The sequence below is a fragment of the Enterococcus montenegrensis genome (assembly GCF_029983095.1).
In the GTDB taxonomy this organism is placed as follows: domain Bacteria; phylum Bacillota; class Bacilli; order Lactobacillales; family Enterococcaceae; genus Enterococcus_C; species Enterococcus_C montenegrensis.
In genome coordinates, this window is the sequence record NZ_CP120467.1 from 2,257,350 (window position 1) to 2,271,785 (window position 14,436).

Here is a 14,436-nt window from a genome sequence, read left to right on the forward strand (position 1 = left end):
ATTAAACTGTCCCCACTTTCTCAAATGTAATAGCGCTCAATCCATCTAATTTTGTTTTATCCGCTGCGGACATTAATCCTGCGGTGCTTGCTGTAGCGTTACCCGGATTTTTTTGAGCCCCTGCTGCAATACCATCTAATTTCGATTTATCGGTTGATGCCATCAAACCATTAGCACTGGTAGTTGCTACAGCAGTTGTAACTGTCAGGTTTATCTAAAATGGCCGTCCAATGTGTTTGAACATACACTTGCACACCATCTTGTTTTACTTTTACAATATCCGTCATTCTAAAACCTCCCCTACTTTTTCAAAACTGAAACTTGGTATTTTCGAATCTGTATAAGCTTGTGCTGCCTGATATGTGTCAGTTGCTTTTTGGTCAACATACTCTTGGCTAACACCTCCACCAGTTCCGCTGCCTGTCGCACTAATTACCCCAGTATTAGAAATTGAAATATTAGCACCAGCGGAATAGTTCATTTGGATATCGGCGGTTAGAACATCTGCTTCCATGGTTAATCCACGGCCAATTTTTACGCCGCCCTTTAAATCATTGGATGCAGTAGGTAGTTCATAATTTTTTAAACCTTCCAACTTAGTTTTTAGCGATTCTGTAAAATTAAAATCAGTTTGCTTAGTCGCTGAAAGTTTTCCAGTTGCATCAACAGATAATAGTTCACCTATCTTAATACCACCCAATTTAGAATCAGTGGCAATTGGTAATATATAGTCACCACCGCCACTGTTTAAAATTTTCAAGTACATTTCAGCGGTGATAATACCGTCGCTTTCTTCACTGGCAAAAGGAAGTTCAGTGATTGCATTTTCCAAACCAAAATCTTCTTTTGTAATCACAACGACCCCTATTTTACCGTTTACAGATAAAACATTGCTTTCTCCAGCCATTAAGTCATTCAAACCAATAATCGCTTCGGGAACTGTTTCTGGAAAGATTTGACGATCAATACCATTGGCATCTTTTTCCATGACTTTTTTAACTTCAGGCATTCAGCTCACCTACCTTTTCTAACTCGAAAATTGAGTTATCAATATTGGCAATCACCAATGCACCACGAGCAATTTCTTCTTCAATGGTGTTGACTATTTCAGTTTCATGATTTTTTGAAAAATTGTCATCTTGTAAAATGGTCAAAGTCGAAACATCAAAGGCATGTAATGTGTAATGCGCTTGTTTCATATTTTCGATTTGATCAGTAAGTTGTTCTTGTAAATATAGAAAATCGGCTTTTAATCTTTCTGAAATCGAGTTGTGTTTGACTCCCTGTAAATCAACCCGGGCTTCCATCAGTTCCAAAAGCAATTTTCCGCCAGGATCAATACCAGCTAGAATTTCTTTAATGGATTCAAACCATGCATCAAAATCATCTTGTCCGGAATTAATGTAATCACGCATATCCTCGATTAAATCCTCAACAGATTGCCAGTAAGATCCCATTTCACCCTCAGTTTTAGAGACAGCATTAATGACAAAATAGGTAAAATCTTGTGTCGTCGCAACAATATCTTCACCTTTGTAGATAATAAAATCTGCAGTTTGGCGGTGCAGACACTGCATAGAGTATTCATCAAAGGTGTACTGAATTTTTCCTTGCTTCGCGTCTATGGTTTTAGATGCTAACTGTACTGGATATTTCCCACCTACAATTGACTCAAAGTAGACTTTACAACCAGACAAATCAAAAGGAAGCCCATTTTCTACAATTTGAGCTTCCAAAATTTCACTATTCTTATTTCCTTGACGTACTTTCACAATTCCGATGTAATTGTGTGGTTCTGTCGTGCTAAGAACGACGTTCCATTTACTCAATATTAATCACCCCTTTCTCAAAATCTGGTGGGATACAGATTGAAGAAATTTGACTAGAATCAAAGAAATTCCGATTGTATTCCACAACAATTTCACCAAGTTCTGCATTTTGTTCATAAGTTTGAAATTGATGATTCAGCAAACTTTTTATGACTCCTGTATGCCCAAATGTTCGAGGTGCTAACATGTCTTCACTAACTCGTGCCCCAAGTTTCCAATTAATGATTGCACCTGTAACAAGTTGCTCATACGTCGGTTCAACGATTACATGCCAACCATACAGTGTCCAATCGTAAGCTGAACCAATTTCAGCCGCTGACCAAACATTGCCGATTTGATGGTTAATATCGTATTTGGTCATTGCACCCATGCCTGGACCGTCCATAATACCAGCGTACTCTGCAGACAATGCATAACATTGGTGATTACCAATAGGCTGACCGATCAAACTTTGTAAATGATTTAAGCCTTTATTCATCTTGAGTCTCCTTTATTTCTTAATTGGTCGTGCAAGACAAAAGTCACCGCCATTCAGGAGATAACCAAATGACAAATCGATTCTCCCGTAGCCAACACCATTACTATTCATGCCGCCCATTTCGATAATTTTAGTTTGATGGCCATGATAGTCTTCTGTAAGAATTGCAGTATGTCCGTTATTTCCTGCCCCGCTGCCTTGATTGACAATAACAATATCACCTGCTTTTGCTTCACTTGACGAAATCTCACGCAACCAACGTTTCGAACCTCTAGCGTCTGCTGTCATTGACCCGGTATACCATTGCATATTCGACGGTACAGCATAACCCGCTTTGTTTAAAACTAACCAGACAAAACCTGAACAATCTGTACCACCTGACTTGTTGGGATTCAAAAAATCACCCAAATCAGAAGATGGGTGAAGTTGAATATAGTAGAAATAACCAAGCCAGCTTTTAGCAACATCTAATATGGCTCCACCGCCTTTACTAATCGTCAAATCTTTAAAACGATTAAACCATTCCGTTGCCCAGCCTTGACGTTCTGGATGTGCTACCGCTGGTCGTTCAAAGTTTTCTTCGAACACATAAGCAGCTTGTGCTGGATCTGTAATTTTTTTAAACTCAGCTACAGAAGTAGGTTGAACGCGGCCAAGCCATTGTCCGTTATAGCAACACCAATCAATTAGAGCTGATTGTGCTTTAGTTCCCGTATAATCATCTGTTATCCCTGCTTTGGCCATTAAGCGTTGAACATATTCGCGTCCATCCCACGTAGGCGCACCGACTAACGGATAAGATGATCCATCCCACTGAACACCACCGAAACCAGGGCCACCTACTTGCGATGTATTTGGATTCATTCCGGGACCAACTTCACCTCGAATATTACCAAGGATTCCTGCAGTGGCTGCTTTACTGAAACCACGGGCAATTAAATATACCCACCATTGCCATGCAAATTTATCAGCAGAACTCGTGATACCAGCCGGATACGTTCCATCCCATTCTCCAGAGCCACCTTCTCCGCCGCCCCCACCTTGACCAGGAAAGACCTCTCGACCATTAATAGTCAACTTACCTTGGATATCTAAATCGCCAAAATGGTATGTTTTGCCATTTCCAAGCATTATAAAGCCTTTTTCTTGCACGGCTGAAATCAAAATATACTTACCAGAACCGTTAGCGCGAATAACCAGAGCATTTTCTTCTATAGGTGTTGGAGTTACAGCTTTTGGAAATGGATTACCTGCTGAGTCTGTTGTACCGATCGTACCAATCTCACCAGATTTACTCAAAAATTGCATGCCTTTTTTGGTTAACTCCATTACTTTTTTCTTATTATTTATAATTTGTAAAGCACCCGAAACGATTCTAAGCTGGTCGCCTAATTTGTTAAATGATGTTTCCAAAACATCCGCTATTATCGTCCCAGTTCTAATAAAGTCCGCATTAAAGATGCTATCAATCGTCCATGCTGAATTAAAGGGGCCATTCCAACCATTTTTGGAAAATGCAATGCCATTCTTGTTTAAACGGATCACATGTTTTGCTGTATTGATATCAGCGGTATCCATAATCAAAATATTAGAAGGTTGTGTTTTTGGCCACAACACAACATGTCCTCCTGCTTGCCCTCCACCAGTAATCATGGACGATACATAGTCTGTAAAACCACTCATATAACTGTTAGTAGCATACTCTTTTAATTTCTCTTGAAATTGATTCGTTTGTTGTTGATAAAACGCAACTTGCGTATCGCCAGCTACTAACGTTTTGGTCTTTTCATTTAATGTATCATAAACAATACCTGTAACTTTTGATTCTAAATAGATATCATATTTTTTGTGATAAACGTGGAAAGTATCAAAAAGTCCATAGTTTCTGATTCGTGCAAATTCCTTTGCTTCTTCACTATCTATCAACTTATCAAATTCAATTGTGATTGAAATCTTTGGCTTATCACAACCAGGGTTAATAGATTTAAAATAATTTGCAGCTACTTTATTCAATGAATTTAAGTCTTTTGCTCCTTGCTCTTCTGTGAATTGAATATGTTCCGTGCGTACATCCGAATAATTTTCAACTAATGGACTATCTACAACGTTCCCATAAATACGATTTGCCGTTCCTTCTGCTCCTTGTGCATCAACATAGGGGATAATACGAGTTTTCATCCCTGACCAATCAAGTTTTATTTTTAATCCCATTAAATCTTTGCCATAGCGAATTGTACCAACGTTATCACGTCCACGCCGTTTCAGGAGTGATAATTTAAATGGCTCCCTTTTCATCTCCCCACCCCAATACTGCAGCAAAGAACCTTGTTCACCGGCTATACAATTTAAAACATTTCGCGCCTCAAATGTAGTGCTAGAAGTCGTTGAAATATCCGAATACAACCGAATATCTGATGCCTTATCCATGCCGTTCTCAATGAGTTTCATAGCGTTTTGAGCTGTTTGTGAATCAACTTCCACTTTTGTTACAGCACGTCTACCAAGACGATATGTGCGTGACTTGGCATAGACTGTGACAGTATCCATAAATGTATCGACATCTTTATCATCTATATAAAAAATGTGATATTCTTCTTGGTCATTTGGTTTTGCTTTGATTTGATAATCATCTTCAAAATATTCATCAAATCGTGTTCCAAGCGGATATTCTAACTCTAATTCATATTTCCCGTTTGCCTCTTCTATGATTTCAACGTAAGAGCAATCTCTTAAAATTCCAAGTCCGTTGGTAGAAAAATCTGTTTCACTTGGCTCATAAATTCTTGGTTTCATACTTTTCTACACCACCTTGGAGTAATTTCAAAAGTTTTAATATTACTAGTCCAGCGGAAATCATTTCTGCCAGACACTAATTCAGGAAAATCTAAAAATGCTGTAACAAGATCTTGATGTTCCAATGCTCCATCTAAACCTCGATAAGATTCTTCAATTTTTGAATCAATAATTAATTCACGATCAAGTTGTTTAAGTTTGAATTCTTTATCGTTAATAAAAAAAGAAGCATCGCCCGAACCAGTCAATTTAATAAGTGGTTTAGAGGGATACTTCTCTGTATTAAATAATGAAAAGTTTGAAGTTCGAAAAAGTGATTTTCTACCTGACCGATTTTCTTTAAAGGGTCGTACACTGACAGTAAACTCAAAAGGAACAATATTTCCTGTTTTACGTGTTCCTTTGAATGTCGGTGCATCAATCACGATTGCTTGATAAATGTACTGTAGATCAAAATAGGCAATGAAGTCACTATAACTTCCCATATCAAGCCAAGCTGTGATTCTATCTTCATATTCTTGCACATCTTCTAAAGTAGGTGCTTTGTAATAACACTCAATTTTTTTATTGGTATTTTTGTAATAAGCTTTATCAATAACAATAGAGTCGTTTCCTTCGCGTTCCCTAAGCTCAATTACACGTCCTGAAGAAGTGGAGATGGGACGATTTCGCATAAAGACATTGAATTCTTCAGAATGTTTCCCGTTAAGTACAAACTGACCTCTCTTAAATTGCATTAAATCACCCCTCCCACTGCATCAGCATCATTCTGCATTAAACGAGCTAATTCTATTTTCATTTTCTTCGCCATTTGACGAATAACCGAATCAGGCATATCTCCATAAACTGTTAAATGTAAATGGATTTCTTGATTTTCATTAGTTCCCACATTAGAACCACTAGCTTTCGTTTCATTGGCTAAATTGTTGTTTTCCACTTTTGATTTTAAGTTAACCGTTGGCAACTCAGTATTTTCAAATGGTAAGTTATCTAAAGAATTTTTTAACCTGGGACTAGTTTGGTCAATCCCTTCAATAATACCTAAGACGACATTTTTACCAATTAAATCCCGCATCAATCTAGAAGGTGAATGGATATTAAGTAAATTTTTAAGTCCACTAGTGATTGTTCCGGCTATATCACTGACTTTTTTCTTTAAATCTCCAAACTTTTCTTGGATTCCGTTAATCAATCCGTCAATAATATTTTTTCCAGTTTCAAATAAATTGATTTTTTTCAAATCATCAAAAATATTTTTGACACGATTAACAGTATTTGATACCCCTCTTTTTAATTTCTCCCATGCGTTTTCAGCACCTAAAACGAGGTTATTTGCGGTATTAATTACATTAGTTTTTAATGTTTGCCAGGTATTAATTGCGCCATTTTTTAAATCAGTAGCTTTTTGCTTAATGCTATTCTTTAAGTTCTCCCACGCATTCACCGCACCGTTTTTTAAATCCGTAGCTCGTTGAATAGCACCAACTTTCATATTTTGAAAAGCCTGAATAGCGAAATTCTTTAAATCTGTAGCAAACGTTTTAACGCTTGTTACTAAATTAGTCCACCAACTTTTAACACCTATAACCATTTCGGAGATTTTTAAGATTCCCCAATCCTTAATACCATTGAAAATATTAACCAAAGTTTGATACCATCCTGTAGCTATTCCAACTACAGAATCGACCAACATTGTTGTATATGTTGTAATAATTGTCTTGATAGAAAGCCAGATACTTCCTGCTGCTTCTACTATATTATTCCAAATACCAACCATATTGTTTTTGGTCTCTTCCCAGCCCCCCGAAATCATAGAAGTAATGAAAAGAACTGGAGCGAGAATAATATTTTTAAGAATTTCAAAGGCATTTCCAGCAATTTCACTAATTTCTGAAAATATTGTAGTTAAACTTTCTTTAACGTTTGAAAAAGCATTGGCTATACCGTCAACAAGTGGTCTAATATATGGCATAATCGTCTCAGAAAAAGAAGACCACAATTTGCTTGCAGTTTCTTTAATTCCTTCCCACAAATCACTGAACCATTGCTTTGTATCAGACCAAGCATCCTTAACTCCTTGAACTGCTAATTTTGCAGAATCAATAGTTCCTTGCCATAAATTACTAGCGGTACCTTTAATCCCTTGCCATAAGTCACCAAACCATTGTTTTGTATTAGACCAAGCATTTTTAACACCTTCGACTGCGGCAGAGGCTTTTTCCTTCGCGCCTTCCCAGAGACCTGAAAACCATCCTTTGATGTTATTAAAAGTGACTTTAAAAAAGTCTGCAATTCCACCCCATATTTTCTTAGCCTCAGCGCTGATAGTATCCCAATTTTTATAAAGCATCACACCTGCAGCAACCAACATTCCTATACCGATGATAATCAGACCTGTCGGACTCATTAAAAATGAAAAAGCAGTAGATAAAGATCCCACTGCTTTGGTAATATTTGTGATTGTATTTGTTGCTGAGTTAATTGCAGCCACTGCGGTTAATGCGCCCACGACTCCGGAAATAATTGGAATTAACCATTCCGCATTATCGGATAAAAAATTAAACGCATTCGAAATCCCTTCGATAATTGGTGGGATTTCTTTTGCGACAACTTTTAATCCATTTTCGAAAGCACTCCCGACTTTTGACAAAATATCAGAAATACTTGTTCCACTTTTTGCTAATCCTTCGTTGATTTTATTGATAGATTCAGCAACTCCACGGGTAATAGCAGTTTTCATATTAGCGATACCTGTTTTTATACCCGAAGTTGAATCTTTAGCAATTTTTTCTAGTGACTTGAGACCTCCACCACCATTTTTATTAAGATCTATCAACTTTTTAGTAAAATCTTCAACTGTTAATTCACCCTTACCAAAGGCTTCTTTCATGGCACTCATGCTCATTCCCGATTCTTTAGCCATTGCATTTAAAACAGGAGTTAGACCAGAATTACGTAATGAGTTCCAAGTCTGTGCATCGAGCGGTCCATCCATTGGTAATTGCGATAACTGCATGATAGCGTTGTTAACCATATCAGTTGAACCTCCGAAACCTAGAATGGCATTATTTAGTCCAGAAAATACTTTTTGTCCTAAATCAATATCATCATACGTTGCGGTTAGTGCCGTCATTCCCTGAACAGCAGAGTCCAGCGGCGTCGGTAATCCACTAATTGATTTTTCAAGGTTTTTCATAGCCTTCTTTGTTTCCCCAGCTCTAAAACCCATATTTTCGAAAACACGATTTGAATTATTTAATGTATCAACACGATTAATAGCCCCATCAACACTACTAGAAATCATTCCTAATCCCTTAGAAATAATTCTAGTTGCACCACTTGCAAGGAAGTTTCCAACAAAAGATGTCCAGATGCCTCCGAGAGAGCGGCTACCTTTATCCCCGGTACGACTATCAGTCCGATCATATTACGCCCGACTTAACTAGTATGCGGAATCAGCCTAACGTTTCTAATGCGTTACGTCACTGGAGTGGCACTGCCCCACTCACGGTTGCCTAAGCATTAACCTAGCACGCATGCAACACGTCTTCTACTTCCGCCACAGTGACAAACCAGCAAGCCAGACACGCTTGTTTAATTTTCAGAAGGAGAAATCTGTCATGTCATGGTTGGTTGTCTGCTTGCTGGTTTCTTGATACTACTATTTTAGGCTATTGACTACCCGAAAAATTCCCAATTTATTCCCACACTACATTCCTAGTTCGTCAGCAACTAACTGAAAGAAACTATTTCTCAAACGATATGCAGTATTCTTGCTGATATACAACTGCTGTGCCACACCTAGCAACGTCAACGTCGGTCTGCGTTTGAGATACAGCTCTTCGATGATCGTCTTCGTCTGTTCGTCCGACCGTTCCAGACACGCACGGATCACATCTCGATTGCGTTCTAAGTTGCAAAGCCTACAATCTGTGGCAATGGTGATTGCCAGTCGCTCTGTCACTGCGCTATTCACGCCCACACTTCTGATATCCGAGTTAAGATCTTTCTCCTTAAACGGATATCGCAGCTCTTCTTCTCGTTGCTTGATGTATTCGTCTGTGCGGTAGTAGTCCGCTAAAATGTCTTTGATATAATTAAATGTTGATACTCTCAATCACTTGCCCTCCCACTTCCTGCGAATACGACCCATTAATTCATTGATTTGTTTCATAGCCTTCTCAAATGGTTCGGACATCGATTTATAGGCTACAATTAACTTCCGCCGTTTTCGATGGATATATTGCGCTTTTAGCCGTGCTACTCGTCTGTGCCGATCATTCATGGTTTATCTCCTCCCAGCAACTTAATCACTTCCCGAATCTGCTCTTTCTGCCATTCCGTTAGATTAACGGACGTGAGGATTAAATCTTTCAGGCGGTCGATTGCTATGTCGTTGTTGATCATTGTTGTGCCTCCAACCATTTTTCTAAGTCTTTTATGAGTTCTTTTACTTTTGGTTTGCTAAGTGGTGCAGCTAGCAGTTCTCCTCTGACAGAAAAGGTAATAGTTTTGAACCTTTCCCCTTGGAATCGATCATCTATAACCAAAGGGTTTCTACCTCGAACCTCATAACTTTTTCTCATTCCGCTACCTCCGCCCAGCCAAGCTCACATCTCAGTCCGTTCTTTAAGTTCAGCAATTCATCTTTACATGCAATCCGAATGCTTTGTTTTATCAAAACGTTCGGATCAGAGATACGTCCAAAACTTTCATACCACGCTATGTCTTTTTCAAGTACAGCTATTCGTTTGTTTATTATGTTTAAGCATTTTGATGATTCCCTCATTCCGCTACCTCCAATTTCCGTCCACACCAAGGGCAATAGTTAACTTCTAGCTTTCTAAAATCCTCACTAACAGGCGCTCCGGCGTATCCTTGATAGCGTTGAGTAATTTCTATTGATTTATTGCCAATCTTCCACTGTCCACCCAAATCATCAGTTCGGTAAAATCCGTGTGGGTAATTGCACATTGCGCATCCTTCTTTAGTCATTCTGCTTCCTCCTCGACTGGGTAATCTTTGATAATCACAATTTCTCTACGGTTAACAGCCTCAATTTCGCCATTTTTAAGCCAAGCTATATTAATTGGAAAATCTGGGTCATTAGTTAACTCTTCGATAGTCCCTACATCACCAATATCAGCGCTCAATCCTCCGTCAAGCTTTCTTACTAATTCCACGGTTTGACCTACTTTAAAGTCTGTCATACTTCCTCCACACTCCCCTCAACCAACGTAGCGACTGCCTCGGCTTTGGATTTGTCGGTGAACGTCATCCATAGCGGTTCTTCTGTCGTCCAAACAGGGATGATCGTATTGGTAACGAACGATTCTAAGCCGATATGGTCTTTGCTTTTAACCACCCACCGCTTCGGCTTGACGGTGTAGCCGTTAGCCCAAGCTCGTTCATAAATTAGCGTTCTTTGTTTCCAAGTTCTTTTCCCATGCATTTCAGAATAAGTTGTTTTATCTTTTGCTGTTCTCACACGTCCTAAGTTACTGATTTCATATAACCCTTCATATCCGGTTATTTCTTTCCATACTTCATTCATACTTAACCACCTCAAAACGGAAGTGAATCATCATTGATGTCGATTGTCGTAGCTCCAAATTCATTCATCGGATTTACTCCTAAATTCATCTGGGAGGCGTTTTGGTTGTTTCGAGTGTAATTATTCGTTTGATTATTCGAAACGTCTGTATCGCGTGTATTTTGGCTAGAATTACTATTCTTGCTTTCTAGCAACTGAAAATTCTCCGCAACAACTTCTGTCACGTATACGCGCTGACCTTGCTGATTTTCATAATTCCGCGTTTGAATACGGCCGGTAACACCTAGCAGCGTTCCTTTGCGGGCATAATTTGCTAAAGTTTCAGCTGGTTTACGCCAGATTACGCAATTGATAAAATCTGCTTCACGCTCACCGCTTTGGTTCGTGAAATTACGATTTACTGCTAAAGTAAAGGTCGCGACTGCTTGACCGTTTCCTGTATATTTGAGGTCAGGGTCTTTAGTTAGACGCCCGACTAGAACTACGTTGTTAATCATTTATCTTCCTCCTCGTTATCTGTGAAGAATTCATTCATCATTTTTTCTATTTCAGCTTTTCTTGATGGATCACTTCCTGTTGATCGTAAATTCCAATTTGGCATTTCCTCATGCTTGACTGGCGATTTAACCCAATTGTTTTGAGCGTTAACTCTTTTTACAGCCTGTTTTTGATTTAAATAACTTTCAAATTTCGTACCAAACAACGTCTCTGGCCGAAGATACTGTGACATATTAGCGTCGTCGAGCCATTCAGCAGTTTTGATGTCAATAACTTTTTTGAAATCATCTACGTTGAACCCCTCGGCTAATCTAGCCCGAATCTTGGTCTGTGTTGCTTTTGTGGTAGCTTTAAAATTTGACTTAGCTTTTTGATTTAAGTAGTCAACAACTTCGTTACATAATTTTGTAAAAATGGATGCACTGTCGGATTTATCCGACTTAGTATTCTTTATCTCTTTCTCTATCTCTATCTCTAACTCTAACTCTGGTGGACGTTTTCCAGACAATGTCTGGACATTGTCCTCCTTCGAACGTTGAAGCCTTTTCTGCCGAGCTGCTTCTGTCTCTGTCCCAACCATTTCATTTAGTTGGTTCATGTATATTTCGCCACTGTCTAACATTTGGATTAGTCCGATTTTTTGAAATAAATCCATTGCTACCTTAACTGTATCTGCTTTAGAATTTGTTAACTTAGCTAATGATTCAGGATCATAAGGAATCATCATATTCCCAACATTACGAACGAGCAGGCCTTCTGTTTTTAATGATTTAAGACAAAGTTTTAGATAGAACAAGCAATATTCTTTGCCATTAGGTTGCTCTTCAAGCCACTCGATTGTATCTTCTTCGAAAAAATCTTCTTTCAACTTGAGCCAGTAATATCGTTTCTTTTGCTTATCTGACAAATGTGAGACCACCCTTTCTCGACTATTTCATCCACCTATTCTTAATTTTTTTCTTTCTTCATCATTCAATTTCACGAGAATAATGCGATACTTTTTAAAGAAGTCAGTTAATCCTATTGTGTGCTGCTCTGTATGGTGGCACCGACATAATGCCATAAATCTAAAATCAGAATGGTTAATTTTTCTCCTGTTTCTACCCATACCTACAGCATCCACATGTGCTATATCTGCTTGCTCCATACAAATGCAGCAACGGCGATATTTTAAACATTGATAAAACCATGAATTTTCATCTAGCAAATAGTTATAAACTTTAGGAAGTGGAACGTTATTTGAAATAACAAACTCTATTAAAAAATCAATCCATTTTTTTGCGTCAGATTTAGTCGCTTTATGATGTTCAAACCAGACGCCGCTTAATGCCTCATAGTAGTATTTCAAATCTATCTTTGACCAATAAGGATACTCACCTTGCCAACGCGCCACATCAGCGATTAAGGCGTGTGATAGCGCATTTTGTTTAGCGGAGATTCCTCGATTATCTAATGCAGCTACTTCCAAATAGTTATCCTCTCCGTTGGCTAGTAGATGTAAGTATTCTTGATTGAATGCTTCTTCAAGTTCAATTGTTATTTTTCTGCCATCCGCGGATAGCAATTTCCCCATCATTGCACCGGCACCACACTAATACCATTTTCTACGAGGTACTCATTTAAGTTTGCCAATTTTTGGCGACTTGCGGTTAATCGAAGGGTTACTGTCATCGTTTGATTGTCATATGTTTCTATCTCCGGCGCTAGCGGCTCATTGTTTGCTGTTTGGATTAATTCACCGGTTTCAGGATCAACCAAGGACCCTTGATCCGTTTCAACTGCTTTTTTTCGTTCCATTTCGGCAATGGCCGCACCATATTCAGCTTGTTTCCGCTGGCGTTCTGCCTCTGCTTCTTTTTCCTCTTGTTCTCGACGGCGTTTATCTTCCACTGCGTGTTTAATTTTTTCTCGGATATCGGCCACTGACCAGCCTTGGTCAATTAAATCTGACCATGCATAGGGATCTAGCCCAGCAATTTCAGCGTAATCCGTGATAGTTGCCTTATCAGCGGCTATTTGACTTCTTTGCATTGCTACAATCTTCATCTTGTCGTGAATTTCATCAAGGATCTTACCTTTCACTTCGCCTTTTGATGTGAACGCTGCTTTAGTTAACCAAGTCGTACTAATTTCAATAGATTCGGGTTCGACGTTAAGCGGTTCAGCAATTTTTAACATCTCTTCTTTTATTTTTTCAAAGCGCACTGCTTTTTCTGATTCTTCAAATTGAGTAATTCCCGAGCCGATTTCGTCAGATACATCTTTGATTCGTCCAACGTAGCCTTTCATCTTCTCTTCAAACGCTAACAATGGTTGGGTGTAATCTGCTTTAATCACCTTTCGGCGGTCTTCTAGTGTTTTTGCCATCTTATTAAGATCAGCACGCGCTTTTTTTGCCTCTGGAATATTTTCATCAGTAAACACTTGGGTCCCATAGTGATCCGTAACTTTAGAAATTAATTCGTCCAACATTTCCTCATTTTGGATGGTAATTTTAGATGGTGTGTAATTAACTTCAAATTGCATATCTTGGGTAATTAGTGCGTTTTCTGTCATTGTCGTTGCCCCCATTGAATATTATTTGTAGGATTTTGGTTTGTCTGCTGTTCATTTTGAAGTCGTTTAGCATAAGCTTTTTTCCATTTTTGTAAGATCAGCAAGGCATTGCCAAAATCAACTTCCGTCATTTTATTAATTTCCTTAGTAAATCCAGATTCAGCCTTCAATTGCCCTAAAACTTGTGCTGGATTAGAGTTAGACATTGACGCTACAGTGTGAATTAAATCCTCTACTGTTTTTACTTGTTCTTCATCAATATTTTTAGGCGGTTGTAACGGTTTTTTTCCTTCACTTTCCGGGTCATCCCCCGTGGGAATTAAGAAAAGTGTGGTCAAAGCATATTTAAGAGCTCCTGTTTTAGCTTTATAAACCGCTTTATCACCGAAATCCTGACCATCGCCAAATCCTGTAAATTGTATTGACTCCCCAGACTCAGCATCAAAAATAGTAAATTGTACTTCTAAAGTCACTAATTGCTGAACACCATTTCTCCCCTGCAATTCGGATTTATTTCTACTTAGTTCGCTAGAAATTAAAACTAAATCTCTATCTGACATTTCTTTTCTAACGACGTCTTTAATATCGCTTTCCAAAGCATAGTCGTAATTTTGCTTATCGTTGTGTCCATTCTTCGGAATACGCTCAACTACAGCGGTAATTTCTACTAATTTAGTTAAAAGACTTTTTTGTTCCCGAGCTATTTCTGCCATAATTAACCCTCCTAT

At 38.5% G+C, this 14,436-nt stretch carries 18 protein-coding genes and 1 pseudogene; all 19 read right to left on the reverse strand.

Translation table 11 applies throughout. The annotated features are described in order from the left end of the window. Nucleotide 1 precedes the first annotated feature (1 nt). Nucleotides 2–287 (reverse strand): annotated as a pseudogene (locus P3T75_RS10895) (hypothetical protein). After that, nucleotides 284–1,009, reverse strand: coding sequence for a hypothetical protein (locus P3T75_RS10900; RefSeq protein WP_282461589.1), 726 nt, complete (start codon nt 1,007–1,009; stop codon nt 284–286). Before P3T75_RS10900 ends, P3T75_RS10895 begins: the two are co-directional and overlap by 4 nt. Beyond that, on the reverse strand, nt 1,002–1,829 hold the full coding sequence (locus P3T75_RS10905; RefSeq protein ID WP_282461590.1) for a phage baseplate upper protein: 828 nt from the start codon (nt 1,827–1,829) through the stop codon (nt 1,002–1,004). The genes P3T75_RS10900 and P3T75_RS10905 overlap by 8 nt, the downstream gene beginning before the upstream one ends. Then, entirely contained in the window at nt 1,822–2,307 is a 486-nt protein-coding gene (locus P3T75_RS10910; protein ID WP_282461591.1) for a CHAP domain-containing protein, read from the reverse strand. The genes P3T75_RS10905 and P3T75_RS10910 overlap by 8 nt, the downstream gene beginning before the upstream one ends. Before the next feature lie 12 nt (nt 2,308–2,319). After that, complete coding sequence (locus P3T75_RS10915; RefSeq protein WP_282461592.1) at nt 2,320–5,100, reverse strand: phage tail spike protein; 2,781 nt, start codon at nt 5,098–5,100, stop codon at nt 2,320–2,322. Continuing rightward, on the reverse strand, nt 5,097–5,837 hold the full coding sequence (locus tag P3T75_RS10920) for a phage tail protein (RefSeq protein ID WP_282461593.1): 741 nt from the start codon (nt 5,835–5,837) through the stop codon (nt 5,097–5,099). Before P3T75_RS10920 ends, P3T75_RS10915 begins: the two co-directional genes overlap by 4 nt. After that, nucleotides 5,837–8,404 carry a tape measure protein gene (locus P3T75_RS10925; RefSeq protein WP_282461594.1) on the reverse strand — a complete coding sequence of 856 codons (2,568 nt, stop codon included), beginning with the start codon at nt 8,402–8,404 and terminating at the stop codon, nt 5,837–5,839. The genes P3T75_RS10920 and P3T75_RS10925 overlap by 1 nt, the downstream gene beginning before the upstream one ends. A 405-nt stretch (nt 8,405–8,809) precedes the next feature. Further along, entirely contained in the window at nt 8,810–9,217 is a 408-nt protein-coding gene (locus P3T75_RS10930) for a transcriptional regulator (RefSeq protein WP_282461595.1), read from the reverse strand. Beyond that, nucleotides 9,218–9,385, reverse strand: coding sequence for a hypothetical protein (locus P3T75_RS10935; RefSeq protein WP_282461596.1), 168 nt, complete (start codon nt 9,383–9,385; stop codon nt 9,218–9,220). It abuts the gene before it with no gap. Continuing rightward, nucleotides 9,382–9,507: a hypothetical protein gene (locus P3T75_RS10940; protein ID WP_282461597.1), complete on the reverse strand. Its 126-nt coding sequence runs from the start codon at nt 9,505–9,507 to the stop codon at nt 9,382–9,384. Before P3T75_RS10940 ends, P3T75_RS10935 begins: the two co-directional genes overlap by 4 nt. Further along, nucleotides 9,504–9,686 (reverse strand): hypothetical protein, encoded by a 183-nt coding sequence (locus P3T75_RS10945; protein ID WP_282461598.1) that lies wholly within the window; start codon nt 9,684–9,686, stop codon nt 9,504–9,506. Before P3T75_RS10945 ends, P3T75_RS10940 begins: the two co-directional genes overlap by 4 nt. 199 nt (nt 9,687–9,885) lie before the next feature. Continuing rightward, nucleotides 9,886–10,095: a hypothetical protein gene (locus tag P3T75_RS10950; RefSeq protein WP_282461599.1), complete on the reverse strand. Its 210-nt coding sequence runs from the start codon at nt 10,093–10,095 to the stop codon at nt 9,886–9,888. Next, nucleotides 10,092–10,310: a hypothetical protein gene (locus tag P3T75_RS10955; protein ID WP_282461600.1), complete on the reverse strand. Its 219-nt coding sequence runs from the start codon at nt 10,308–10,310 to the stop codon at nt 10,092–10,094. Before P3T75_RS10955 ends, P3T75_RS10950 begins: the two co-directional genes overlap by 4 nt. Beyond that, nucleotides 10,307–10,654 (reverse strand): NUMOD4 domain-containing protein, encoded by a 348-nt coding sequence (locus P3T75_RS10960; protein ID WP_282461601.1) that lies wholly within the window; start codon nt 10,652–10,654, stop codon nt 10,307–10,309. Before P3T75_RS10960 ends, P3T75_RS10955 begins: the two co-directional genes overlap by 4 nt. An 11-nt stretch (nt 10,655–10,665) precedes the next feature. Continuing rightward, the gene (gene ssb / locus P3T75_RS10965) at nt 10,666–11,151 is read right to left on the reverse strand and encodes a single-stranded DNA-binding protein (protein ID WP_282461602.1); all 486 of its coding nucleotides are present in this window, start codon (nt 11,149–11,151) and stop codon (nt 10,666–10,668) included. Then, complete coding sequence (locus tag P3T75_RS10970; protein WP_282461603.1) at nt 11,148–12,059, reverse strand: conserved phage C-terminal domain-containing protein; 912 nt, start codon at nt 12,057–12,059, stop codon at nt 11,148–11,150. The genes ssb and P3T75_RS10970 overlap by 4 nt, the downstream gene beginning before the upstream one ends. 27 nt (nt 12,060–12,086) lie before the next feature. Continuing rightward, nucleotides 12,087–12,728, reverse strand: a complete 642-nt coding sequence (locus P3T75_RS10975; RefSeq protein ID WP_282461604.1) for a putative HNHc nuclease — start codon at nt 12,726–12,728, stop codon at nt 12,087–12,089. Then, on the reverse strand, nt 12,725–13,708 hold the full coding sequence (locus P3T75_RS10980; RefSeq protein WP_282461605.1) for a DUF1351 domain-containing protein: 984 nt from the start codon (nt 13,706–13,708) through the stop codon (nt 12,725–12,727). Before P3T75_RS10980 ends, P3T75_RS10975 begins: the two co-directional genes overlap by 4 nt. Next, nucleotides 13,705–14,421 carry an ERF family protein gene (locus P3T75_RS10985; RefSeq protein ID WP_282461606.1) on the reverse strand — a complete coding sequence of 239 codons (717 nt, stop codon included), beginning with the start codon at nt 14,419–14,421 and terminating at the stop codon, nt 13,705–13,707. The genes P3T75_RS10980 and P3T75_RS10985 overlap by 4 nt, the downstream gene beginning before the upstream one ends. Nucleotides 14,422–14,436 lie beyond the last annotated feature (15 nt).

What these genes read in the sequence shown, in the direction of transcription:
- P3T75_RS10900 (WP_282461589.1), bottom strand. Translation starts at nt 1,009, where the DNA reads ATGCCTGAAGTTAAAAAAGTCATGGAAAAAGATGCCAATGGTATTGAT.
- P3T75_RS10910 (WP_282461591.1), bottom strand. Translation starts at nt 2,307, where the DNA reads ATGAATAAAGGCTTAAATCATTTACAAAGTTTGATCGGTCAGCCTATT.
- P3T75_RS10915 (WP_282461592.1), bottom strand. Translation starts at nt 5,100, where the DNA reads ATGAAACCAAGAATTTATGAGCCAAGTGAAACAGATTTTTCTACCAAC.
- P3T75_RS10920 (WP_282461593.1), bottom strand. Translation starts at nt 5,837, where the DNA reads ATGCAATTTAAGAGAGGTCAGTTTGTACTTAACGGGAAACATTCTGAA.
- P3T75_RS10925 (WP_282461594.1), bottom strand. Translation starts at nt 8,404, where the DNA reads ATGATTTCTAGTAGTGTTGATGGGGCTATTAATCGTGTTGATACATTA.
- P3T75_RS10935 (WP_282461596.1), bottom strand. Translation starts at nt 9,385, where the DNA reads ATGAATGATCGGCACAGACGAGTAGCACGGCTAAAAGCGCAATATATC.
- P3T75_RS10940 (WP_282461597.1), bottom strand. Translation starts at nt 9,507, where the DNA reads ATGATCAACAACGACATAGCAATCGACCGCCTGAAAGATTTAATCCTC.
- P3T75_RS10945 (WP_282461598.1), bottom strand. Translation starts at nt 9,686, where the DNA reads ATGAGAAAAAGTTATGAGGTTCGAGGTAGAAACCCTTTGGTTATAGAT.
- P3T75_RS10950 (WP_282461599.1), bottom strand. Translation starts at nt 10,095, where the DNA reads ATGACTAAAGAAGGATGCGCAATGTGCAATTACCCACACGGATTTTAC.
- P3T75_RS10955 (WP_282461600.1), bottom strand. Translation starts at nt 10,310, where the DNA reads ATGACAGACTTTAAAGTAGGTCAAACCGTGGAATTAGTAAGAAAGCTT.
- P3T75_RS10960 (WP_282461601.1), bottom strand. Translation starts at nt 10,654, where the DNA reads ATGAATGAAGTATGGAAAGAAATAACCGGATATGAAGGGTTATATGAA.
- ssb (WP_282461602.1), bottom strand. Translation starts at nt 11,151, where the DNA reads ATGATTAACAACGTAGTTCTAGTCGGGCGTCTAACTAAAGACCCTGAC.
- P3T75_RS10975 (WP_282461604.1), bottom strand. Translation starts at nt 12,728, where the DNA reads ATGATGGGGAAATTGCTATCCGCGGATGGCAGAAAAATAACAATTGAA.
- P3T75_RS10980 (WP_282461605.1), bottom strand. Translation starts at nt 13,708, where the DNA reads ATGACAGAAAACGCACTAATTACCCAAGATATGCAATTTGAAGTTAAT.
- P3T75_RS10985 (WP_282461606.1), bottom strand. Translation starts at nt 14,421, where the DNA reads ATGGCAGAAATAGCTCGGGAACAAAAAAGTCTTTTAACTAAATTAGTA.